We start from the raw sequence: 21,716 nt of genomic DNA on the forward strand, positions 1-21,716 counted from the left end.
CGGGGGGGGGGGGGCCACCCCCCCCGGGGCAAACACCCCCTCCGGGGCCCCGGGGTTGGGGGGGGGGGGGGGGGTGGCGGGGCGGGCACCCCCCCCCGCCCGTCTTAGCGGAGGACCGCCCCGCCGTCGGCGCAGAGGACCTGCCCGGTCAGGGCCGCGCCGCCGGTCGAGGCCAGGAAGGCGACCGCGGCCGCCGTGTCGTCCGGCGTGAGCCGCCGGTTGAGGGCCTGCCGGGCGACCACCGCGTCGAACTGCTCCTCGGTGTTGACGGTGCGCGAGCCCGGCGTGTCGGTGAGGCCGGGCGCGACGGCGGTCACCGCGATGCCGTCCGGCCCGAGCGCGTGGGCCAGGGATCGCATGATCCCGATCAACGCGCCCTTGCTCGCCACGTACGGCAGCAGCACCGGGGTAGGCGGATCCCAGAGCGTGTCCGACGTGATGAACACGATGCGACCGACCCCGCGCTCGGCCATACCGGGTGTGAAGGCCTGCGCCAGCCACAACGCCGACTCGACGTTGACGGCCTGGACGCGCCGCCAGGTCTCGGCGGTGAGATCGGCCAGCGCGGCCACGTCGAACGCGCCCGCGCAGTGCACGAACACGTCGCAGCGGCCGTGCCGGTCGAGGACCTCCGCCGCCGCCCGCCGGGTGGACTGCTCGTCCGCGAGATCGACCGCAACGTCACCGTCGCGGTCGAGCACGACGGTGCGATGCCTGGTCGTCCGCAGCGCCTGCACGATCGCCGATCCGATCGCGCCGGCGCCGCCGGTGACCACCGCCACCCGTTCGGCGGTCATGGCTTCAGCACGAGCTTTCCTGTCGTGGCGCCGGTTTCCAGCAGCCGGTGCGCCTGCGTGGCCTCGCTCAGCGGCAGCGCCTGCACTGCGGGCGTGGCGACGTCGCCGCCGGCCACCCAGCGGACCAGCCGCTCCAGCGATGCCCCCACCTCGGGCAGCCGGTGTTCGAACCACACGCCCAGGTTGAAGCCGGTGAGGACCTGGCTGGGCGCGGGGTCGTAGAGTAGCGGCTCGAGCGACTTGGGGTCGAAGCCCTCGACGGAGCCGGAGACCGAGCCGTAGACGACGAGCCGGGCGAACGGCGCCAGGATCGTCAGCGTCTCGGCCAGGCTGGCCGGGCCGCGCATCTCCAGCGCCACGTCGACACCGCGGCCGCCGGTGAGCTCGCGGACCTCGTCGGTCCAGCCCGGCTTGGTGTAGTCCACGGCGTGGTCGGCGCCGAGCTTGAGCGCGATCTCGCGCTTCTCGGCCGTGCTGGCCCCGGCGATGACCGTGCCCGCGCCGAGCAGCTTGGCGATCTGCACGGCGTAGCTGCCGAGCCCGCCGGCCGCCGCCGGCACGAACACCGTCTCGCCCGGGGCGAGCTTGGCGGCGTCGCCGAGCATCACCGTGGCGGCCAGGCCGGTGACGATGATGCCGGCGGCGACGTCCAGGTCGAGCCCGGCCGGGACCGGGATCAGGCCGTTGGCGTAGGCGAGGGCGAGCTCCGCGTAGCCGCCGGAGGCGTCGGCGCCGACCATGCCGAACACCCGCGTGCCGAGTTCGAGGTCGACCCCCTCGCCGACCGCGGCGATGGTGCCGGCCACCTCGGCGCCGGGCACGAACGGCGGCGTCGTCGGGACCGGGTAGACGTCGCCGCGGCGACGCATCACGTCCGAGAAGTTGACCGCGGCCGCCGCCACTCGGATCACCACCTGTCCCGGTCCGGGAACCGGGTCGGGCAGGTCCACCAGCCGCAACACCTCGGCCGGGCCCTGCTCCGTCAACTGGATCGCTTTCACGTGACACTCCTTGAGGCAAATAACTGTCTCGGACAGCTAACTCAGCCGAGGCTACCACGCGCCCGGTTGACATGTCTTCGCCTGCGTCGAATACTCGACACATGAGAAGATAGACCCGGAGGCAAGCCATGACGGACCCGTATCGCTGGGCAGAGTCCCTGTTCGAGTTCGTGGACCGGTTTGACGCCGACGGCGTGGCCGCGCGGATGGCGCCGGACGGCGTGCTGGTCAGCGTCAACGACAACCCGGCGGCCGGCCGGGACGGCGTCCGTGCCGCGGTGCGCTGGTTCGAGCAGGCGATCGCCGGCATCGGCCACGAGGTCCTGCGGGCCTGGCGGGTCGGCGACACCGTCCTCGTCGAGCTGCGGGTCACCTACACCCGGCACGACGGCGGCCAGCTGGTGCTGCCCTGCGCGAACATCTTCGACCTGACCGACGACGGCCTGATCGCCAGGTACCAGATCTTCATGGACATGACGCCGGTCTTCGCCTGAGCACAACGGAGCGCACGATGGCGGAATTCGCAGGAACCTTCGCCCGGCGGGGCGACGCCCGCTACGAGGAGCTGCGCGTCGGGCACGTGTTCAACCGACGCCTGAGCAGCCGGATGCCCGCCGCGGTGCTGCGGCCGGCCGACGAGGACGACGTGGTTGCCGGAGTGAAGCTGGCCGCTGCGGAAGGCTGGCCGGTGTCCGTCCGCGCCGGCGGCCACTCCTGGGCGAGCTGGGGTGTCCGCGACGACGCGCTGCTCATCGACTTCGGCGCGATGAAGGACATGGCGTTCGACCCGGCGACGAACATCGTCACGGCGACGCCGGCCGTGGCCGGCGCGACCGAGTTGGACCCGTTCCTGGCCGAGCGGGGGCGGTTCTTCCCGGTGGGGCACTGTGAATCCGTGGGGCTCGGCGGTTTCCTGTTGCAGGGCGGGATGGGCTGGCAGACCCGGCACTACGGGTGGTCCTGCGAAAGCATCGAGGCCATCGACGTCGTGCTCGCCGACGGTCGCAAGGTCCGGGCCAGCGCGCACGAGAACGCGGACCTGCTGTGGGCCGCCCGCGGCGCCGGACCGGGTTTTCCCGGTGTCATCACGCGATTCCACCTCCGCACGTTCGCGCGGCCGGCCTTCGCACAGGACACGAGGACGTTCCGTCTCGCGGATCTCGACGAGCTTCTGGCCTGGCTGCAACGGATCCTGCCCGCGCTCGACCGTCGGGTGGAGCCCATCCTGATCGCCACCCGACAGCCCGAGGTTCCGCTCGACGCCGGCGTCTCCCGGCCCGAGGGCACCATCGTGATCATGCACACCACCGCCATCGGAGACTCCGAGGCCGAGATCGCGCCGCTGCTGGCTGCCTTCGACGCGTGCCCGGTCCGCCACCTCGGTCGCGTGCGTGGCGGGACCAGCATTCCTGAGCAGAACGCGCTGCTCTCCCCGCAGAACCCCGAGGGTTTCCGCTGGCGCGTCGACTGCACCTGGACCGACGCCCCGGCCGCGACGCTCGCACCCCGGCTGCGGGAGTTCTGGGCCACCTTGCCCACCGAGCGTTCCTGGTCCATGTGGTACGGCTGGTCGCCGTCGGGGGAGCTGCCTGACATGGCCTTCTCCGTCGAGGGAACCGGTCTGGTCTCCACCTACGTCTGCTACGACGACCCCACCCTGGACGAGCCCCTGGCCGACTTCGTGCACGGCGCCACCGCCGAACTCGCCGCCGACTTCGGCAAGGGCGTCTATCTCGGCGACACCGACTTCACCCGGCGCGGCGACCGCTTCGTCGCCGACGACAACTTCGAGCGCCTGCGGGAGATCCGCCTCGCCCGGGACCCGAGCCGCCGGTTCTGCGGCTACCTGATCGACGACGAGGCGAAGCTCAACCTCCACTGACCACCAAGAACTTGAGCGCGCAAGCAAGCATTGCTGGTCTGTCGAGTGCGGGGCGCGTGGATCACCGCCGACGGTGAATACGCAGAAGTGCGTAGTGCTCGGCGACTGCGACCGGCAGTTTCACACTGCAGTCTTGATCGGAAGACCGTTGTCCGGTAAGGACTCTTGCGATGTCACGCCGTCATCCAACGATCCCGTCATTCACGCCGCGTTCGTCGAGCAGGCGAACCAGCTTGCCGGTGCGCGGATTGGTGCGCAGGTCCGTCGTCCGGACCCACTCGACGGCCAGCGGCTGGATCAGGCCCCGCCGGACGTGGTCGGCGAACATCGGCCGTGCCTGGGAAAGCCGCGTGGCGATGGAGTCGCCGCATCCGCTGCCGGCCAGCCGCAGCACGAGCTGGTCCTTGGCGTCCTGCCGGCGAAGCACCACCTGCATGCCGCTGACGGGCCCGACGGCCTGCTCGACGATGGACCGAAGATCGTCCAGGTACAGGGTGACGGGCCCGACGCGGGCGCCCTCGTCCGAGCGACCGAGCAGCCGGAACGTGCCCGCCGCGGGATCGACCCACTCGGCGAGGTCGCCGACGGGGTAACGGATGACGGGTTGGAGCCGCCGCACCAGGTCGGTGACGACAACCCGGCCTGCCTGGCCGGGGGTGGTGACGGGTTCGCCGGTCTCGAGGTCGAGGATCTCCAACAGCCGGGACGGCGCGAACGCCTGGTGCACACGGGAATCAGGCTCGCCGTCGACTGGCGCGGCGAGGATGCCGCCGTCGACGCTGGCGTAGCCGATGGACCGCACGGAGGAGTTGGGGAACGCCGAGGCCAGCAGGGCCCGCTGGTCGCCGTAGAAGGCTTCGCCGCTGAACAGCACGACCCGGACGTCCGGCAGCGAGCCCACGGTGTCGCGAACGTGTTGGGCCAGTTGGCAGAGCGAGGTCGGCGGGGCGGCGAGCACGGTGGCGCTGAACTCGGTCAGCGCCCGCACGACGAACTCGGGGTCCGCCCCGCCGGCGATGGGCAGCTGCACGGTGTCGACCGGCGCGACCTGGAACAGGTTGAGGGTGAAGACGAAGCTGGAGTACAGCTCGCCGGCGTAGAACAGGTTCGCCACGCGGTCGCCGGCGCGCACGCCGGCGGCGGGCAGCCCGCTCGCGAACGTGGTGGCCATCTCCCGCCACTCCGGCCTGGTGTAGACCGAGATCCGCGGCGCGCTGGTGGTGCCGCCGGTCTTGAACACGATGCCGTCGGTGTGCGGGCCGGTCCGCAAGGTGTTGTCGTGCACGGTGTTCGCGGCCCAGAATGCGGCGTGGTCGATCAACGGCAGGTCGGTCAGGGCCACCTTGGCCGGCAGCCCGGCATAGAGGTCCCGGTAGAACGGGGAGTTCTCGCGCGCGAACGCGACCAGCTCAGACAGCATCACGTGTTCCTCGTTCGGGTGTCGACGACCGCGCGCAGCTTGCCGCTGCCGGCGGCGTGGTCGAACTCGGTGACCGGCAACAGTTCCACGTCCACCGACACCAGATCGGTCAGCTTCAGCATGGTCCGCAGGTCCTCGTAGCCGGCGAAGAAGCGCTCGGCGGCGTCCTCGGGCGCGCACCCCCGCTCCAGCCGGATGGTCAGGCTCTCCCGGTCGCCGCTCTCGCCGAGCACGATCTGGAGCGCGCCGGTGTGGCCGAAGTCCTCGGCCACGGCGACAAAACGGCGGTAGTTCAGGAAGTTGGGGCCGATGCGGAACACGTCGCCGGTGCGGCCGAGCAGCTCGAACCGGGGCGTGCGCCGCCCGCACGGACAGGGTTCGGCCAGCCAGCGGCCGAGGTCGCCGATCTCGTAGCGGTCCAGGCGCTGCCCGCGCCGGGTGTGCGCGGTGAACACCAGCCGCCCGGTCTGCCCGGGCCCGACCGGCTCGTCCCGCTCGGCGTCGATGATCTCCAGCGTGTGCACGCCGGTGAACAGGTGGTGCACGCGGTTGGGGGAGTGCTCGCACTGGTAGCCCAGCGGACCGCCGTCGACACTGCCGTAGACCGCGGAGCGGATCACCTCGACGCCGAACCGCTCGGTCAGGATATCGCGCTGCCGCTGGGAGAAGTGCTCGCCGCCGTAGAAGATCTTGCGCACGCCCCGGTAGGCGCCCAGGATCTCGGCCCCCTCGGTGAACAGCGAGAACAGGTTGCTGGGCATGCCGACCAGTGTGTCCACCTCGTGGTCCACAATGGACTGCGCGACCTCCAGCTGGGCCGCCGGCTGCGCGCCCATCGGGAACTGCTTGGCCCCCATGACTTCCAGTGTGGAGAAGAAGCTGGTGAACCCGCCGTAGAGGTGCCCGGCGTAGAACAGGTTCATCACGCGGTCGGTGCTCGGGTCGAGGCCGGCGGCCAGCAGTCCCTCGGCCCCGAAGCGCATGTGCTCGTGGTAGTCGTCCCAGCTGAACGCCGACAGCTTGGGCTTGCCGGAGCTGCCGCCGCTGTGGAAGAACACGTCGGCCCGGCTCAGATCGCCTTGCAGCTGCTCGAACTCGCCCTTGCCGGTGATCGCCACGCGCGGGGCCGGCAGCTCACGGGACCCGATGAGGTCGTCGAGGCAGGCGTCCGTGCGGAACCGCTTGTCCAGCTGGACGTCGACTCGGCGGCTGTAGCGCTGCAACGCGTACACGCCGTCGTGCGGCTCGCCGTGGTAGCTGGACAGCATCTCGCCCGGCATCGTGATCCGCTGCGCGCCGATGCCGACGAACAACCGGGCCAGGGCCGCGGTGTCCGGACGATCCGCCGCGAGGCCGACCGTCTGGAGGTAGCGCCGCATCGGGCGCAGCACCGCCGCGATCTCGTTGCGTGGCAACGGCTTCACCCACACCGTTCGGTACAGCGGCGAGGCCCGCAGCGCCGACCTGGTGTCGGCCAGCACCCGCCAGCCGCCGTCCGGGTCCTCGATCACCTTGGTCAGCCCCAGATGCTGTTCGAGGCCGGTCACCAGCACGGTGTTGGTGATCTCCGCCCACTCCTGCTGGCTGGGCTCCCGCGGCTGCGTCCGCGCGCCGACCTCGGCCAGCACCGGCGCGAACCGCTCGGCGAAGGCGAAAACCTCGGCCTTGTCGGCGGTGTCCAGGTAGATGACCTGCGGACTTGAGCACGCCTGCTGGTCCAGCCGGCACACGTCGGCGGCCACGGCGGCCAGCGTCGGGCCGTCGGTCCAGGTGTCGGCGGTCAGGTAGGCGAACGAGAGCTTCGGGCCCCAGTCGATCAGCCGGCAGCCGGCGGGCAGCAGTTCGGCCACGGCGGCAAGGGCTTCCTCGCCGCCCCACGCGGCGGCGGCGTCGGCCGGCTCGCACATCCGCACCAGCCAGTCCCGCCGGCTCGACGGGCAGCGCAGCACGATCAGCCGCTCGGCCAGCGTGCCGCTCACGTCCTGCTCGGCCAGCGCCGCCAGCAGTTCGGCGGTGAACGACGAGTCGTCGCCACTGGTCTTGACCACGTTGAGATTGCCGGCCAGCAGGCCCTCCAACGCGCTCAGCGCGCCGGCGGCCGGGGCGTTGCCCGGCGCGAAGTGCACCAGCAGGCCGACCGGCACCCACGCCTCGAACACCGGCTCACGCAGGTCGAACCGCGCCAACCGGGCCGGGTCCAGATCGCCCAGCTCGCGCAACACCTTGCGCTCCAAGGCTTCCCGGTCCAGTGCGGACGCGAGGTCGGTGAAGGTGCGCTGCACCTCGTCCTCGGGCAGGTCCCACTCGCGCAGCCGCGCGACCAGCCGCTCCCGCACCGGCGAGGCCGGGTCGAGCAGTTCGCGTCCGAGCCGGTCGCAGGCGTTCAGCACGACCAGTGGGCCGGGCGGCGGACCGGCCAGCACCCGCTGCGCGCAGTCGGCCAGCGTGTCCAGCCGCTTGTCGGCCGCCGCGTCGTCGACCCATTCCCCTTGCCAGTAATGCATCACGACCGTCCCTTGAGCATCTCGGCCGCGGCGATCGCGCAGCTGCGGTTGCGGCTGACCCCGGCCCGCCCGTGCACCGTGAACCACGGCGTGGACAGACCGCAGCCGCACTCCTCGGCCGGGTGCAGCGAAGCCAGGTCACCCATCAGCACGCTCTGCGCCGGGGCTGAGGTGATGTAGGGGGAGAGGAACTGGAGGTAGCCCTTTTCGCCGTACGGCAACGGTTCCAGGGTCCGCACCGACCGGATCAGCACCCGCGACCAGCTCGGCACGTGCATGCTGTGGCCACTGCATTCGAAGTAGGGCACGGAGTGCTCGACGGAGCCGAAGCTGTCGCGGATCCGGTCCTCGGCGATGCCCAGCTGCTCGTGAATCCGTCGGTACAGCTCGGGCTTGCCGATCTGCTTGTCCGCGTTGCCCTTCCAGCCGCCGCCCAGCATGACCAGCGAGTCCTGGGGCAGCTCGATCGTCGGCACGCCGGTGGCCAGCATCCGGTCCAGGGTGAAGGCCAGGAACGACGGGAAGCCGAAGATCCGCACCGGCCGGCCGTCGGCGGCGAAGCGCAGCAGCGCCCGGATCGCGCCGAACGGGTCGAACTCGTGGCCGGCGCCGGTGTTGGGCAGGCCGTACTCGGTGGCGTTGGCCGGTGCGAACTGGCAGGTCAGCTGCCCGGTCGCGGCGGTGCCCAGCTGGAGGCCGGGCTGCGGCTGGTAGTAGTAGAGCAGGTAGTTCACCGGGTCGTCGCTGATCCAGCCGTTGTGCTCGAACAGTCGCGCGACCATGCGCCGGCCCGCGCCCAGCGTCCAGTCGTCGAAGTGCATCTGCGACTTCTGGCCGGTAGTGCCCGAAGAAGTCATGTGGGCCCGGACGTCCTTCTCGGGCACTGAGACGACCTGGTGCATCTTGAAGAAGTTGGCGTGCACGAACGGTTGCTCGGACAGCTCGCCGATCGGCCCGCGGTCGCCGTAGAGCGAGGCGAACAACGGCGAACGCTCGGCGTGCCAGGCGTTGGACTCGTTCATGGCCCGCAGGAACAGGTCGTCGTCGTGGGTGTAGCCCTCGGCCACGTCGCACAGTCGCTGCACGTCGGCCAGGGCGGTCGGATCGGGCACGGTCACCGGCCCGAGGAAGCGGTTCACCGGAAGACTCCGTGGGTGTTGAGGTACTGCTGTTTCCAGAGGTCGATGTACTGCTCGGTGAACGGCCGGAAGGCGTTGTCGATGGCCAGACCGCGCAAGTCCAGCGGCTGCATGGTCCGCGCCATCACCACGTAGTCGCGGAACAGCTCGCCGTCCCGGCGCATCGCCGGATAGGCCGCCACCGGCAGGAAGCCGTTGCCCAGCAACGCGGTCAGCTCCTCGAACGCGTCCATCGGCACCAGCGACTCGACGTAGTAGGCGCCGAAGTTGTTCAGCTGCGTGATGATCCGGTCCAGGTGGTCGGCCACCGCCATCGGCGTCGGGGCCGCGCCGACCAGCGTGCAGTAGCCGTCGCCCGGGCTGAGGTGGGCGTAGAGCTCGTAGCCGGCCTCGGTGTCGGTGAGCATCACGTTGGGCGTGTGGAACGGGTAGAACCGGCGCACCGGGTCGGTGACCATCTCGTCGAACCGCTTGAGCACGAACCGAGGCGCGTCCACGAGCTCCACAGTGGACGGAGTCGGCGCGGGGACCGGCCTCGCCGTGGGCGCGGCGGCGATCTCCGGCCGGCGCCGCCACGGGATCTGCTGCTCGACGGCGTCGATCAGGCCGGCCAGCTCGGCCGGGACCCGGGCGACCGGGTGCCGCTGGTCGAGCACGCCCTCGCGGTAGCGGGTCAGCAGCACCATGGTCTCGTGCCGGTCGGCCTTGCGCAGGTTGGGGAAGATGCCCATGGCGTGGAAGCCGTTGCGCTGGCAGATCCGTTGCGGCGCGGTCGACGTCGTGCGGGCGGTGCCGTACACCGAATCGGCCAGTCCCTGCGCCAGCACCATGTCGGCGAGCGTGCCGACCGCGTCGTGGGCGATGCCGCCGCGCCGGTGCTCGGGGTCGACGACCAGGCCCTGGAGCTTGCCCATGCGGTCGGCGGGATCGACGGTGGCCATGATCGAGGCCAGCAGCCGGTGGGTCGCCGGATCCCGGGCCACCAGCCAGATCGTGCGGTCCGAGGCGATCTCCGCCGCCATCACCTCGGGGTCGGTGCCCAGCGGCAGCGCGTAGCTGGTCCCGTACACCCGGCGGTACAGTTGGAGCAGATCCCCGATATCAGCCAGCTCGGCCCGTGCGAACACGCGTCACCTCGATCGCCTTTCCCTCGATTTGCCCATGAAGAGCCCCGAGAGAATGTACCAGCGGCCACGTGTGAATTTCCCTAGTAGTCGTTGTCGCGGCAATCGTTGAAATCTCCGACATCGCCGCGATCGATTGTATTTGTGACCTGGGCGACAGGCGGGTGCACGTTGTTACCGGCGCGGGTTTCCCGAATGTACCCGGAATGTGCGCCGCGTCGCTGTGTCGGACGTTACGTTCCGAATTCGCGATTACCGGAATCGTCGCCGGCGCATGGGCAAGGGTTGCAATTCCCGGTCGCCGTCGATCCGGCGGTGTCATAGGCGCGCGCCGGTGCCCACCCCGTGCGAACGGCGATGTCCACATGGCGGGAGCACTGGCCGCGCGGCGTGCGGCAAGACCGGGCGGCGAGATTCCCACATGGCGGTCGGCCGGCCCGGGCGGGGCCGGGATCGGCTGTAATCGGGGGATGACGGCATCGCTCGATCTCGAACACCTGCGCACGCTGGTCGCGATCGCGGAGTGCGGCGGCTTCAACCGGGCCGCCGCGGTGCGGCGCATCAGCCAGCCCGCGCTGAGCCAGCATGTGCGGCTGCTGGAACGGGGCCTCAAGCGCAAGCTGTTCGAGCGGGACGGGCGGAACATGCGCCTGACCTCGGCCGGCGAGCAGGTGCTGGCCGAGGCGCGGCGCATCATCGAGGTCCACGACGCCGCGCTGCGGCGGCTGGCCGCCGAGCAGGGCCGGACGATCGTGGTCGGCTCCACCGAGCACAGCGCCGGGCAGATCCTGCCGGAGATGATCCGCGCGCTGCGGGCGGCGTTTCCCGACTGCGCGACGCGATTCGAGATCGGCCGGTCCACGCAGCTGGCCGAGGCGGTCGGCAAGGGCACGGTCGACTTCGCGTTCGTGCTCGACCCCGGCGGTCGGGGCGCGGGGCATCTTGTCGGCGAACTGCCGCTGGTCTGGTACGCGGCCGCCGGCTGGCAGCCGCCCGCCCCGGGCCGGCCGTGGCCGCTGATCGCGTTCGAGGAACCGTGCGGACTGCGCGAGCGAGCCCATTCGCTCCTCGGCGACGAAGGACACGGCATCGAGGTCGTCGCCCAGTCCACCACGCTCGAAGGGGTGCTGGCCGGGGTCCGGGCCGGTCTCGGCGTCGCGTTGCTGCCCAACGCCGGCGGTCGCCCGTCGGGCCTGACCGTGCGCGGCGAGCTGCCCGACGCCGGCACGGTGCACCTGCGGATGGTCGCCCGGCGAGGGCTGGCCGCCGACGTGGAGCAGGCGGCGCTCGCGGCCGGCGTGCAGTTCTTCCAGCAGCGGCCCCATCTTCGCCTCGTGCCCGCGGGCGCGTGATCCGATAAGGCGGGGCTATCGGAACTCATCGCGCACTTGTCTTGGACGGCCCGCCCGCCGCCGACCTACGGTGCGAGAGCGGCCCACAGCACGGCAGACAAGGGGATCGGAACCGCCATGACCAGCGCGCCTTCCTTCGACCAGGCGATTCCGGCGACCGCTGCCCGGAAGGTCGAGTTCATCAGCCTGTCGCACCTCAACCCCTCGACGGAGCTGAACCCGATCCCCACCCGGGGCATCGACCTGAAGTACTTCCGCACCTACGTCCGGGCGCTGGAGGACGGCGGTTTCGACTACACGCTGCTGCCCTACGGCGCGGCCGGCGCGGACTCCTTCGTCGTCGCCTCGGCGGTCGGCCAGCTCACCGAGCGGATCAGGCCGATCGTGGCGCTCCGGCCCAACACCACGTTTCCGCTGGTGGGCGCGCAGAAGCTAGCCACCCTGGACCAGCTCACCGAGGGCCGCGCGGTGGTGCACCTGATCTCCGGCGGCAGCGACGCCGAGCAGGCCCGCCAGGGCGACTACCTGCCCAAGGACCGCCGCTACGCCCGCACCTCGGAGTACATCGACCTGCTGCGCCGGGCCTGGACCGAGCCGGCCCCGTTCAGCCACGCCGGGGAGTTCTACCGGTTCGACGACTTCGGGCCCGGGTTCGCCCCGTACGAGCGGCCGATCCCGATCTCCATCGGCGGCCAGTCCGACGAGGCGTTCCAGGTCGGCGGCGAGAAGGCGGACATCTTCAGCTTCTGGGGCGAGCCGCTGGCCGACCTGCGCGGCGAGATCGACCGGGTGCATGCGATCGCCCGGGCCGCCGGGCGGACCACGCTGCCCCGGATCTGGGTGACGTTCCGGCCGATCGTCGCCGAGACCGACGAACTGGCCTGGCGCAAGGCCCACGAGTACGTGGCCCGGATCGCCGACACCTTCGGCAAGGCCGCCTACGGCAAGCAGCGTTTCCAGTCGGGTTCGCCGCAGAACGTCGGATCCCAGCGGGCTTTGGCGTTCGCCGAACGAGCCGAGCTGTACGACCGCGCGCTGTGGACGCGGACGGCCGCCGTCACCAACGCCGCCGGGGCGTCGACGGCGCTGGTGGGCTCGCCGGAGACCGTGGCGGCCGCGATCCTCGACTACGTCGACCGCGGCGCGGACCTGGTGAGCATCCGCGGCTACGACACGCTGGCCGACGCCGTCGACTACGGGCGGCACATTCTTCCCCTGGTACGGCAGGAATTGGCCCACCGGGAGGCGACCGGCCGGCGGGGCACCCTGCAGGCCGAGCATCTCGGCAACTACACCGAGGAATACCGGCGGCACGCGACGGCGGGCCAGGCGTGACGCGGATCGTTCCCGCCCTGGATCTCAGCGACGAGGCCCTCGCGGCCGTGACGGCTCAACTCGCGGAGACGGCGGCGGAGTACGACCAGAGCGGAGCCATTCCGGTCCGTGGACTGGAAGTTGTCCACCGAGCCGGGCTTCTGACCGCCACTGTCGGAAGTCAGTACGGCGGCGCCGGGGCCGGCCCGCGCGAGACGGCGCGCATCCTCACCGCGCTCGGCGAGGGCGACCCGTCGGTTGCCTTGATCGCGGCGAACACGTTGATGGCGCACGCTTCCCAAGCCGCCAACGCCCACTGGCCCGTCGGCCTCTACGAGGAAGCGCTGGCCCGCTCGGCGGTCGAACCCTCGCCGATCAACGCCATCCGGGCCGAGCCGGAACTCGGCGCGCCGGCCCGTGGCGGCCTGCCCAGGACGACTGCCCTGCGCACCTCCTCGGGCTGGATCGTCAACGGGCACAAGGCTTACGCCACCGGCGGGCCGGCGCTGGCCTACCACGTGGTGTGGGTGGTGGCCGACGAGCCGGGCGGCGACCCGGACTCGCCGCGCGTCGGGCACGTGATCGTGCCGGGGGACCGGGCCGGCATCACGTGGATCGACACCTGGGACCACCTCGGGCTGCGTGCCTCCAACACGCATGATGTCGTGTACGACGGGGTTCTGGTGCCCGAGGACGCGTTCGTGGAGATTCCCCGTGGCGCGGACGGGGTTTACCGGGACCCGGCCGCTGCCGCCGGCCCCAACAGCTTCGGGCATCCGGCTCTGTACCTCGGTGTGGCCCGGGCCGCGCGGCGGGCGTTCGCCGACTTCGCCCGGTCCCGGGTGCCGGCGGCGCTGGGGCGGCCCATCGCCACCACGGAGCGGATCCAGGCGGTGGCCGGCGAGATCGATCTCCAGATCGCCCAGGCGGAAACCCTGCTGCACGGGGCGTTGCTGCTCATCGAGGCCGGCGATCAGACGGTGCTGCCGCAGCTGTCGGTGATCAAGGTGGCGATCGCCCGCGCGGTTGTCGCGGCCGTGCAGACCGCGGTTGCGGCGCTGGGGAATCCGGGGCTGTCGCGGCGGAACTCCTTGGAGCGGCACCTGCGTGACGTGCTGTGCGTGCGGGTCCATCCGCCGCAGGAGGACGCCGCGTTGGCGGCGGCCGGCCGCCGGGTGCTCGGCTAGAGTCCCTAGAACACCTTGCCCGGGTTGAGGATTCCGTGCGGATCGAACAGGCGCTTGACGTCCCGCTGCACCGCGATCCCGGTGGCGCCGAGTTCGTCGGCCAGCCAGCGCCGCTTGAGCAGTCCGACGCCGTGTTCCCCGGTGAGCGTGCCGCCGAGGCGCAGCGCGAGGCGGAAGACCTCCTCCGCCGCGGTCCACACGACGTCCGGCACGGCCGGTTCGGCGCGGTCGACGACGAAGATGGGGTGGAGGTTGCCGTCCCCGGCATGGGCGAGGGTCGCCACCGTGACGCCGTGCCGGGCGGCGATCTCCCCGACGGCCACGACGGCGTCGGCGAGGCGGGAGCGGGGCACGGCGATGTCCTCGATCAGCACCCGCCCCAGCTTTTCCAGTGACGGCAGCACAAGCCGCCGCGCGGACACGAGCTCGTCGGCCACCGTCGGGTCATCGGTCGCGGTGACGTCGACCGCGTGCGGTGAGACGGCGGCGACCACCGCGTCGGCTTCGGCGCGGGCGCCGTAGCCATCGACCTGCACGAGCAGCAGGGCCGCGCCGCGGTCCTGGAGCCCGAGGGCCGACAGCGTGACGGAATCCAGCAGCTCGGCCACGGACGGCTGGATGCCGGCCGTCCCGATGGCGATGCTGGCCGCGGCGGCAGCCGCCACCGAGTCGAAGTAGGCGGCGACGGTCGCGGTCGCCGGGGGCGTCGGCCGCAGCCGGACGGTCGCCCCGACCACAACGCCGAGCGTGCCCTCGGAGCCGACGAACAGGCTGGTCAGGTCGTATCCGGTGACACCCTTGACGGTCCGCCGGCCGGTGCTGAGCAGCGTGCCGTCGGCGAGCACGACATCCAGTCCCAGCACGGAATCCCCGGTCACGCCGTACTTGGCGCAGCGCAGGCCGCCGGCGTTGGTGGCGATGTTGCCGCCGATGGTCGAGATCTCGACGCTGCCGGGATCGGGGGCGTACCGCAGGCCGTGCGCGATGGCGGCGCGGTCGAGGTCGGCGGTGATCACGCCGGGTTGCACGGCGGCGGTCTGGTCGACCGGCGACAGGTCGGTGATCGCGTCCAATCCCTTGGTGGACAACACGATCTCGCCGTCGACGGCGGTGGCCGAGCCGGACAGCCCGGTGCCGGCCCCGCGCACGACCACCGGTGTCCGGTGCTCGTGGGCGATCCGCAGCGTCGTCTGCACGTCGGCGACATCCCGGGCCAGCACGACCGCCGACGGCCGACCGGGCGGCTCCCAGCCCGAGCGGTCGTGCCGGTAGTCGTCGAGCGAGTCGACCAGCACCCGGTCGCCGAGCGCCGCCCGCAGCGCGGTCACGCTCATCCGAGGGCCTTCGTCAGGTCGGCGTTGACCTCGTCGGTCCAGAACGACGCCGTGTCTATCTTGCGCGGCAACACCTTCAAATCGGTGAACACGTCGGCGACGGCCTGCTGGGAGGCGATCGCGGCGGCGCTGGTCGGCACGAGCCTGCTGGGGCGCTGGGCTTCGCCGTCGTGGAACTGGCTGAGCGCGTCGGCCAGGGTCTGGTGGGTGGCGTCGGCGGTCTTCTGCGCGAAGGCCTGCTCGTGGCCGTCGCGGATGTACGCGTACGCCTTGTCGATCCGGGCCAGCAGATCGGCGGCGGCCTGTCGTTTGGCCGGGTCGGCGATGGTCTCGGTGGACGCCTCCCACGGGAAGTTGCCGGACAGGATGTCCTTGCCGCTGCCGATGGTCCGGCCGCCGTCCCGGTGCACGGTGATGATCGAGTTGCCGTAGCTGGCCAGCGCGTCGATCGCGCCGCTGTGCAGCGCGGTCACGCCGTCGTTGGGGCTCAGCGGCGCGGCCGTGATGTCCGACCAGTGCAGACCGTTCTGTTCCAACAGCTTGTCCAGGAAGTACTGGGCGGTGGTGTTCTGCACGTAGCCGACCTTGCGGCCCTTGAGCTGCGCGATGACGGTGATCGGCGAGCCCGGCCCGACCACGACCTCCTGGAGCAGGGTGTTGGCCTGCTGCACGGCGACCACCTTGAACTTGGGGCTGCCGCCGGCCGCGGCGAAGATCGGCGGGATCTCGCTGGTCTCGGTGACGTCCAGCGCGCCGGCCTGCAACGCCTGCAACTGCTTGTCGCCGCCGGAGAACACCGACCACTCCACCTTGTACGGGGTCTGGTCGAGCCCGGCGACCGCCAGCGCGGCCTGCGCCTGCGTCCAGCCGGTGGCCCCGACCCGGAGCGTCACCGACGAACCGGTGTCGGTGGAAGCCGCGGTGGCGCCGCAGGCCGAGACGAGGACCGCGAGCGCGAGGACGGCGGCGACGGTTCTGGCGCGCATGTCAGCTCCCCTGGTAGACGGTGCTGTCGGCGACCGAGGCGACCTTGACGTCCACCGGCAGCGAGCCGATCTGGTGCATCAGGTCGGACACGGCCTGCACCTTGGACACGACGTCCGGCGACACCGGCCCGAGCCGGGTGCTGCCGTGGGCGACGACCTTGGCGGCGATCGGCGCGGCCACGCCGTTGGTCTTGGCGTAGATGGCCGCGTACTGGTCCTGGTGGCTGCTGGCCCAGTCCTCGGCCTTGGCCAGCCGGGTCAGGAAGTCGGCGATGGCCGCCTTCTTGGCCGGATTGTCCAAAGAGGACTGCGCGGCCGAGATGAAGCCGATGCCGCTGACCCGGCCGTCCTGCCCGTCCACCAGCACCCGCCCGCCGGAGGCCACGCCGATCGAGCCGTACGGGTCGAAGGTCGCCCAGATCTGGGTCTGCCCGGAGTTGAACGCCGCCTGCGCGGCGGTCGGCAGCACGAACTGCACGGTGACGTCCGAGTACTTCAGGCCGGCCTGTTGCAGCGCGGTGGCCAGCAGGTACTCGGCGATGCTGCCCCGGGCCGATGAGACGACGACGGTCTTGCCCTTGAGGTCCGCGACCGTGTGGACCGGGGATTCGTCCCGCACCAGGATGACCGTGCCGGCTCCGCCGCTGCGCAGGGCGGCCACCAGCTTGATCGGCAGCTTGCCGCTGATCGCGGCCAGGGTGGGCAGGTCGGCCGCCGTGCCGGTGTCCACGCTGCCGCTCTGCATGGCCTGGAACAGCGGGGCCGCGCCCTGGAACTCGGCCCATTTCACCTGGTACGGCGCGCCGTCGAGGGTGCCGGCCGCCTTGAGCAGCGTCTGCAACCCATTGGCCTGGTCACCTAGTGTCAGGGTGACCTGGCCGGACTCGGCGCCCTGCGAGCTCGCGCAGCCGGCGGCCAGCAGGGCGGCGGCGACCACGGCCAGAATCCTTGTGCTGAACATGGTTCTCCCTGAAGATCAGACCGGGGCGGTCACGCCGAGCCGGCCGAGCAGTTCGGCCCGCAGGCCGACAAGATGGGGGTGGCCGATGTCGCGGGGCCGGTCCAGGTCCACGGCGACCTCGTGGGCGATCACCCCGCCGTCCATCACCAGCACGCGGTCGGCGAGCAGCAGCGCTTCCTCGACGTCGTGCGTCACCAGCAGCACCGCGCAGCCGTGCCGCTGCCAGAGCTGGGCGACCAGCTGCTGGGCCTTGACCCGGGTCAGCGCGTCCAACGCGCCGAAAGGCTCGTCCAGCAACAACAGATCCGGCTCGCGGACCAGCGCCCGGGCCAGCGACACGCGCTGCGCCTCGCCGCCGGACAGCGTCTTGGGCCAGACGGTGGTCTTGGCCGACAGCCCGACCTCGTCCAGGTACCGCTGCGCGAGCGCCCGGTCCGGGCGGCCCGGCAGGCCGAGAACCACGTTGTGCCACACGCGTTTCCACGGCATGAGCCGGGGCGCCTGGAAGGCGACGGCGTGCCGGCGCGGCACCGTCACCTCGCCGTCGATCTCCCGGTCCAGGCCGGCCAGGATGCGCAACAGCGTGCTCTTGCCGCAGCCGCTGCGGCCAAGCAGGGCCACGAACTCGCCCGGCCGGACGTCGAGGTCGAGCCGGTCGAGCACGGCCCGGTCGCCGAAGGTCTTGGTCAGGCCCCGAATGCGCACGGCGGTCATGTCAGGCCCCTTCGAAGGACGAGCGCCAGGCCAGCAGGTACTTGCCGCCGAGCCGGACGACCAGGTCGCAGAGCAGGCCCAGCACGGCGTAGGTGACCAGGCAGACCACGATCACGTCGGTCTGGAAGAACTGCTGGGCGTTGTTCATCAGGTAGCCGATGCCCTGCGAGGCGTTGACCTGCTCGGCCCACACCAGCGCCAGCCAGGCCGTGCCGAGCGCGTAGCGCAGGCCGACCAGGGCGCTGGGCACCGTGCCGGGCAGCACCACGTGCCGGACCAGGCCCCAGCGGGTCAGGCCCAGCACCCGGCCGGCCTCCACCAGCTGCGCGTCCACGCCGCGGATGCCGGCGTACACATTGAAGTAGATGGGAAAGGACACGCCAAGCGCGACGAGCGCGATCTTGGGCTCCTCGTTGATGCCGAACCAGATGATGAACAGCGGGATCAGGCCGACCCACGGCAGCGTGCGGAACATGCCGACGGTGGCGTCGACGAGGTCCTCGCCGAGCCGGAACAGGCCGGCGGCCAGCGCCAGGGCGAGGCCGGCGGCCGCGCCGATCAGGAAGCCGAACAGAACCCGTTGCGCGGACACGGCTATCGCGGTCGGCAGCTCGCCGTCGGCGATCATGCTCAGCGCCTTGCCGAACACCACGCCGGGCCCGGCCAGCACGTCCGGCGCCAGCACTCCGGTGGCGCTGAGCACGTACCAGAGCAGCAGGGTGGCGACCGGTCCGGCGGCGCGGCGCAGCGGACGCGGCGGGCTCCACCGGCGGCGGGCGTGCTCCGGTTCGATCGTCACGAGGTCGAGGGCCGGGGCCGGCGGTCGGGTGGACGACACGGTGCTCATTCGCCGACCTCCACCGGTCGCGACGGGTCGTTGGACCATGCCGACCACGAGCCCGGATACAGCGCCGCCGGTATGCCGGCCACCGCCAGCGCGGCGATCTCGTGCGCGGCGGTGACGCCGGAACCGCAGTAGACGCCGACTTCGCCGTCGAACGCGGCGAACCGGCGGCGCAGCTCCTCGGTGGTCCGGAAAGTGCCGTCGGCGGCGAGGTTTCCGGCGGTCGGCACGGAGATCGCGCCGGGTATGTGACCGGCACGCGGGTCCACTGGCTCGACCTCGCCGCGATACCGCTCGGCGGCCCGGGCATCCAGCAGCACCGGCACGCTCGCGGCCTGATCGGCGGTGAGCGTGGGCAGATTGCCGGCGGTGAGCACGATATCGCCGGCCTGGGGATGAACGTCCACAGTGGACCTCTTGCGCCGCCAGGCGTCGAGCCCGCCGTCCAGCAGGCGGACGTCCTCGACACCGGCCCACTTGAGCAGCCACCAGGCCCGGGCGGCGGCGGTTCCGCCGCTGTTGTCGTAGGCCACCACGGCTTTCCCGGTGGTCACGCCCCATCGGCGCGCGGCGGCCTGGAGGGCGGCGATGTCCGGCAGCGGATGCCGTCCGTCGGCGGGCTCGCCGTGGCCGGCGAGCTCGGTGTCCAGGTCGACGTAGACCGCGCCGGGGATGTGCCCGTCGAGGTAGTGCCGGTGGCCGTCGGGATCGCCGAGGGCCCAGCGGACGTCCAGCAAGGTCGGGGCGGCCCCGGCCTCGATCAGGTCGTGCAGTTCCGACGCCGTCACCAGCACGTCCCGGCGGGCCAGATCCGGCAGAGTGGCCAGGAGATCGGCGTCGTCGAGCGTTCCCGGCGGCCGGTCGCCGGCCCGCCGCAGCCGTTCGATCAGGGCCTCGTTGTACGGGGCGCGGTGGCCGTTCAGCCGCGCCTGCAACACGATCTCGCCGTTGAGGTAGTCGGTTTCCGGCGGTGCGCCGCGGGTCAGGCTCTGCCACGTCGAGCTGCCGCCGCGCTCATGGCCCGGGATGGTCGCGATGGACAGGCCGGGGGAGTACCGGGTCGGTTCGAAGGCGGCCAGCGCGATGCGGGCCTCTCGGCGCAGCGCCCGGTCCGCCGCCGCCCGCAGCGGGCTCGGCCGGTACAGGGCGTCGAGCCCGTTGACCAGGTTGCCGAACAGCTTGCCGGCCTTCCACCGCTGGATGTCCGGCACGACCTCGGTGATCAGCCCGGCCTTGGCGAAGTCCTCGGCGATGGCGTGGATCCGGTCGTCCACGCCGCCGGGGTAGCGGCCGAGCTGGAGCGCGCCGGCGGCCGGCTCGCCGGGCGACACGACCTCGCCCGGCCGCAGGTGGCTGCTGGGCACCCAGACCACCGCGCCGTAGACGTGCTCGAAGCGGCGCAGCGCCACCCGCTCGTTTTCCAACCCGTTCTGCACCACGACGATCGGCAGGTGCGCCGCGTGGGCCCAGGCGCGGGTGACCTCCTCGGTGTCCTGGGACTTGGTCGCCAGCACCAGCACGTCGTCCTGAGCGAGCTCGACCTCGGCCGGACCGCCGACGACGTCGAGCTCGACCCGGCGCTCGCCGTCCGGGCGGATGTAGCGCAAACCGTTGGACCGCAAGGCATCCAGGTTCGCGCCGCGGGCGACGACCACAACCGGCAGCCCGGCCGACCGCAGCTCGGCGGCCAGCGTGGCGCCGACCGCGCCGGCGCCGATGATCACGTATCTGCTCATGTCGGGATCACGACCTCGGGAAGTTCGGGACCGAGCCGCAGCCGCTCCAGGAACAGGACCACGGTCGCGGCGACACTGCGGTGGTTGGCGGCGTTGAGCACGTCGTGGCGGCCGTCGGCCACCGTCGACAGCCGGCCGTGGGCGAGCGCCGCGTAGGTGTCGCGGGCCCGGTCGACCGGGCTGACGGCGTCGTTGTCGCCGTGCAGGCCGAGCACGGGAACCGTCACGGCCGACAGGTCGACCGGCTCGCGCAGCGCCGCCGGGAAGTCGGCCAGCGCGCCGGCCCGCACCAGGTTCTCGTCCCGTAGCAGCTTCTGGTGGTTCGGACAGGAGGCCCGAAGCTCCGGCTCGGCGTCCGCGTCGACGTCCACTGTGGACTCGGCGTCGGGCAGGCCGGCCAGCACCAGGCCGTCGACCCGGAGCGTGCCGGCGGCGGCCAGCCGCAGCGCGCGCAGGGCGCCGGTGTCGGAGCCGACCAGCACCACCGGCGCCGGCGTGCCCTCGTCCAGCAGGGCCTTGATCTCGACGTCCTCGGCCGACTCGCCGAGCACGTGCACGCGGTAGGCGTCGGTGGCCAGCCGGCGGCCGAACCGCTCGTACAGGCCGGGTTGCTCGCCGCGACCCGGCAGCACGACCAGCGTGCCACGGGGGTTCAGGCCGGTGGGTTCGGCGAAGGTCAGGGGCGTGGTGCTCTTCGGAGCGGTCGCTCGCACGGCGTCGAGGGTCGCCTCGGCCGCGTGAGTTGTCAAACCCCTCACGCAGGGTGGGACGCCCTGGACAAGCGGCCCCGGCTGAGGTACTAGAGGACGGTGTCCTCGACGATTCCGGTGGTGACCACCAAGGACCTGCGCCGGGCGGGATTCCCGTTCCGGTCCGGCTCGCTGTGCCTGGATTTCGTGGCCACCGTGGCGAAACGCGGCATGGGCGACCGCGAGCTGCTCGAGGGTCCGGCCGAGCTGGCGATCTGGCTGCACGTGGCCGGGCTGCCGGCGGTCGAGGGGCCGGTCACGGCGGCCGACATGACCGCCGTGTGGGAACTCCGGGAGACCCTGCACGGCATGACCCGGGCCCGCGTGGCCGGCAAGCGGCTGCCCCGCAACGCGGTCGCCGTGGTCAATGCCGCGGCGCTGGCCGGGCCGCCGCCGTCGCTGCTCGCCCCGGACGGCGAATCACTGCGCCCGCCGGCCGCCGCGCCGCTGGCGTCGGTGATCTCCATCGTGGCCAGGGACGCCGTCGAGCTGTTCGGCGGCCGATACGGGCACCGCATCCGCGCCTGTCTGGGCCACGACTGCTCGCTGTACTTCGTCGACCGCTCCCGGCCCGGCTCCCGCCGCTGGTGCGCGATGGCCGCCTGCGGCGAGAAGGCCAGCTCCGCGACCTACCGTCAGCGCCACACCGTACGGGCACGCTGACCGGCGCTT

At 71.9% G+C, this 21,716-nt stretch carries 19 protein-coding genes; 6 read left to right on the forward strand and 13 right to left on the reverse strand.

The features are described from left to right. Positions 1-104: 104 nt before the first annotated feature. Together ACIG5F_RS45185 and ACIG5F_RS45190 are read right to left on the reverse strand one after the other, a co-directional pair. On the reverse strand, positions 105-797 hold the full coding sequence (locus tag ACIG5F_RS45185; protein ID WP_396526435.1) for an SDR family NAD(P)-dependent oxidoreductase: 693 nt from the start codon (positions 795-797) through the stop codon (positions 105-107). Beyond that, on the reverse strand, positions 794-1,798 hold the full coding sequence (locus ACIG5F_RS45190; RefSeq protein ID WP_396526436.1) for a zinc-binding alcohol dehydrogenase family protein: 1,005 nt from the start codon (positions 1,796-1,798) through the stop codon (positions 794-796). Before ACIG5F_RS45190 ends, ACIG5F_RS45185 begins: the two co-directional genes overlap by 4 nt. Positions 1,799-1,926: 128 nt before the next feature. On the opposite strand from ACIG5F_RS45190, the gene ACIG5F_RS45195 reads away from it, so the two are divergent. Together ACIG5F_RS45195 and ACIG5F_RS45200 are read left to right on the forward strand one after the other, a co-directional pair. Continuing rightward, entirely contained in the window at positions 1,927-2,292 is a 366-nt protein-coding gene (locus tag ACIG5F_RS45195) for a nuclear transport factor 2 family protein (protein WP_396526437.1), read from the forward strand. A 17-nt stretch (positions 2,293-2,309) separates the two neighbouring features. Continuing rightward, the gene (locus ACIG5F_RS45200) at positions 2,310-3,680 is read left to right on the forward strand and encodes an FAD-binding oxidoreductase (protein ID WP_396526438.1); all 1,371 of its coding nucleotides are present in this window, start codon (positions 2,310-2,312) and stop codon (positions 3,678-3,680) included. A gap of 181 nt (positions 3,681-3,861) precedes the next feature. Here ACIG5F_RS45200 and ACIG5F_RS45205 read toward each other — a convergent pair whose 3' ends face one another. Genes ACIG5F_RS45205 through ACIG5F_RS45220 form a run of 4 tightly spaced genes read right to left on the reverse strand, consistent with a single transcriptional unit; the run spans position 3,862 to position 9,870 of the window. Next, entirely contained in the window at positions 3,862-5,100 is a 1,239-nt protein-coding gene (locus ACIG5F_RS45205) for a phenylacetate--CoA ligase family protein (protein ID WP_396526439.1), read from the reverse strand. Next, the gene (locus ACIG5F_RS45210; protein WP_396526440.1) at positions 5,100-7,604 is read right to left on the reverse strand and encodes an acyl-CoA reductase; all 2,505 of its coding nucleotides are present in this window, start codon (positions 7,602-7,604) and stop codon (positions 5,100-5,102) included. Before ACIG5F_RS45210 ends, ACIG5F_RS45205 begins: the two co-directional genes overlap by 1 nt. Next, on the reverse strand, positions 7,604-8,743 hold the full coding sequence (locus tag ACIG5F_RS45215; RefSeq protein WP_396526441.1) for a hypothetical protein: 1,140 nt from the start codon (positions 8,741-8,743) through the stop codon (positions 7,604-7,606). The genes ACIG5F_RS45210 and ACIG5F_RS45215 overlap by 1 nt, the downstream gene beginning before the upstream one ends. Continuing rightward, positions 8,740-9,870, reverse strand: coding sequence for a GNAT family N-acetyltransferase (locus ACIG5F_RS45220; RefSeq protein WP_396526442.1), 1,131 nt, complete (start codon positions 9,868-9,870; stop codon positions 8,740-8,742). Before ACIG5F_RS45220 ends, ACIG5F_RS45215 begins: the two co-directional genes overlap by 4 nt. A 467-nt stretch (positions 9,871-10,337) precedes the next feature. Between ACIG5F_RS45220 and ACIG5F_RS45225 the strand changes: the two genes are divergently transcribed. The 3 genes from ACIG5F_RS45225 to ACIG5F_RS45235 all read left to right on the forward strand — a co-directional run bounded on the left by ACIG5F_RS45225 (position 10,338) and on the right by ACIG5F_RS45235 (position 13,720). After that, positions 10,338-11,219 carry a LysR family transcriptional regulator gene (locus ACIG5F_RS45225; protein ID WP_396526443.1) on the forward strand — a complete coding sequence of 294 codons (882 nt, stop codon included), beginning with the start codon at positions 10,338-10,340 and terminating at the stop codon, positions 11,217-11,219. 117 nt (positions 11,220-11,336) lie between these two features. Further along, positions 11,337-12,554, forward strand: coding sequence for an LLM class flavin-dependent oxidoreductase (locus tag ACIG5F_RS45230; RefSeq protein ID WP_396526444.1), 1,218 nt, complete (start codon positions 11,337-11,339; stop codon positions 12,552-12,554). Then, a complete protein-coding gene (locus tag ACIG5F_RS45235) occupies positions 12,551-13,720 on the forward strand; it encodes an acyl-CoA dehydrogenase family protein (RefSeq protein ID WP_396526445.1) in 1,170 nt (389 codons plus the stop codon). The genes ACIG5F_RS45230 and ACIG5F_RS45235 overlap by 4 nt, the downstream gene beginning before the upstream one ends. A gap of 5 nt (positions 13,721-13,725) precedes the next feature. On the opposite strand, the gene ACIG5F_RS45240 is transcribed toward ACIG5F_RS45235, so the two are convergent. Genes ACIG5F_RS45240 through ACIG5F_RS45270 form a run of 7 tightly spaced genes read right to left on the reverse strand, consistent with a single transcriptional unit; the run spans position 13,726 to position 21,008 of the window. After that, positions 13,726-15,054, reverse strand: a complete 1,329-nt coding sequence (locus ACIG5F_RS45240; RefSeq protein WP_396526446.1) for an FAD-binding oxidoreductase — start codon at positions 15,052-15,054, stop codon at positions 13,726-13,728. Continuing rightward, a complete protein-coding gene (locus tag ACIG5F_RS45245; protein ID WP_396526447.1) occupies positions 15,051-16,040 on the reverse strand; it encodes an ABC transporter substrate-binding protein in 990 nt (329 codons plus the stop codon). The genes ACIG5F_RS45240 and ACIG5F_RS45245 overlap by 4 nt, the downstream gene beginning before the upstream one ends. 1 nt (position 16,041) lies before the next feature. After that, on the reverse strand, positions 16,042-17,001 hold the full coding sequence (locus ACIG5F_RS45250) for an ABC transporter substrate-binding protein (protein WP_396526448.1): 960 nt from the start codon (positions 16,999-17,001) through the stop codon (positions 16,042-16,044). A 15-nt stretch (positions 17,002-17,016) separates the two neighbouring features. Next, positions 17,017-17,715 carry an ABC transporter ATP-binding protein gene (locus ACIG5F_RS45255; RefSeq protein ID WP_396526449.1) on the reverse strand — a complete coding sequence of 233 codons (699 nt, stop codon included), beginning with the start codon at positions 17,713-17,715 and terminating at the stop codon, positions 17,017-17,019. Between the two features lies 1 nt (position 17,716). Further along, a complete protein-coding gene (locus ACIG5F_RS45260) occupies positions 17,717-18,562 on the reverse strand; it encodes an ABC transporter permease (RefSeq protein ID WP_396526450.1) in 846 nt (281 codons plus the stop codon). After that, entirely contained in the window at positions 18,559-20,295 is a 1,737-nt protein-coding gene (locus tag ACIG5F_RS45265; protein WP_396526451.1) for a rhodanese-like domain-containing protein, read from the reverse strand. The genes ACIG5F_RS45260 and ACIG5F_RS45265 overlap by 4 nt, the downstream gene beginning before the upstream one ends. Next, the gene (locus ACIG5F_RS45270; RefSeq protein ID WP_396526452.1) at positions 20,292-21,008 is read right to left on the reverse strand and encodes an alpha/beta hydrolase; all 717 of its coding nucleotides are present in this window, start codon (positions 21,006-21,008) and stop codon (positions 20,292-20,294) included. Before ACIG5F_RS45270 ends, ACIG5F_RS45265 begins: the two co-directional genes overlap by 4 nt. A gap of 117 nt (positions 21,009-21,125) precedes the next feature. On the opposite strand from ACIG5F_RS45270, the gene ACIG5F_RS45275 reads away from it, so the two are divergent. Further along, a complete protein-coding gene (locus ACIG5F_RS45275) occupies positions 21,126-21,707 on the forward strand; it encodes a CGNR zinc finger domain-containing protein (protein ID WP_396526453.1) in 582 nt (193 codons plus the stop codon). The last annotated feature ends 9 nt before the right edge of the window (positions 21,708-21,716 follow it).

This window comes from Kutzneria sp. NPDC052558, from assembly GCF_044547355.1.
GTDB lineage: Bacteria > Actinomycetota > Actinomycetes > Mycobacteriales > Pseudonocardiaceae > Kutzneria.

What these genes read in the sequence shown, in the direction of transcription:
- ACIG5F_RS45245 (WP_396526447.1), bottom strand. Translation starts at nt 16,040, where the DNA reads ATGCGCGCCAGAACCGTCGCCGCCGTCCTCGCGCTCGCGGTCCTCGTC.
- ACIG5F_RS45205 (WP_396526439.1), bottom strand. Translation starts at nt 5,100, where the DNA reads ATGCTGTCTGAGCTGGTCGCGTTCGCGCGCGAGAACTCCCCGTTCTAC.
- ACIG5F_RS45210 (WP_396526440.1), bottom strand. Translation starts at nt 7,604, where the DNA reads ATGCATTACTGGCAAGGGGAATGGGTCGACGACGCGGCGGCCGACAAG.
- ACIG5F_RS45195 (WP_396526437.1), top strand. Translation starts at nt 1,927, where the DNA reads ATGACGGACCCGTATCGCTGGGCAGAGTCCCTGTTCGAGTTCGTGGAC.
- ACIG5F_RS45265 (WP_396526451.1), bottom strand. Translation starts at nt 20,295, where the DNA reads ATGAGCAGATACGTGATCATCGGCGCCGGCGCGGTCGGCGCCACGCTG.
- ACIG5F_RS45225 (WP_396526443.1), top strand. Translation starts at nt 10,338, where the DNA reads ATGACGGCATCGCTCGATCTCGAACACCTGCGCACGCTGGTCGCGATC.
- ACIG5F_RS45230 (WP_396526444.1), top strand. Translation starts at nt 11,337, where the DNA reads ATGACCAGCGCGCCTTCCTTCGACCAGGCGATTCCGGCGACCGCTGCC.
- ACIG5F_RS45250 (WP_396526448.1), bottom strand. Translation starts at nt 17,001, where the DNA reads ATGTTCAGCACAAGGATTCTGGCCGTGGTCGCCGCCGCCCTGCTGGCC.
- ACIG5F_RS45200 (WP_396526438.1), top strand. Translation starts at nt 2,310, where the DNA reads ATGGCGGAATTCGCAGGAACCTTCGCCCGGCGGGGCGACGCCCGCTAC.
- ACIG5F_RS45255 (WP_396526449.1), bottom strand. Translation starts at nt 17,715, where the DNA reads ATGACCGCCGTGCGCATTCGGGGCCTGACCAAGACCTTCGGCGACCGG.
- ACIG5F_RS45260 (WP_396526450.1), bottom strand. Translation starts at nt 18,562, where the DNA reads ATGAGCACCGTGTCGTCCACCCGACCGCCGGCCCCGGCCCTCGACCTC.
- ACIG5F_RS45185 (WP_396526435.1), bottom strand. Translation starts at nt 797, where the DNA reads ATGACCGCCGAACGGGTGGCGGTGGTCACCGGCGGCGCCGGCGCGATC.
- ACIG5F_RS45240 (WP_396526446.1), bottom strand. Translation starts at nt 15,054, where the DNA reads ATGAGCGTGACCGCGCTGCGGGCGGCGCTCGGCGACCGGGTGCTGGTC.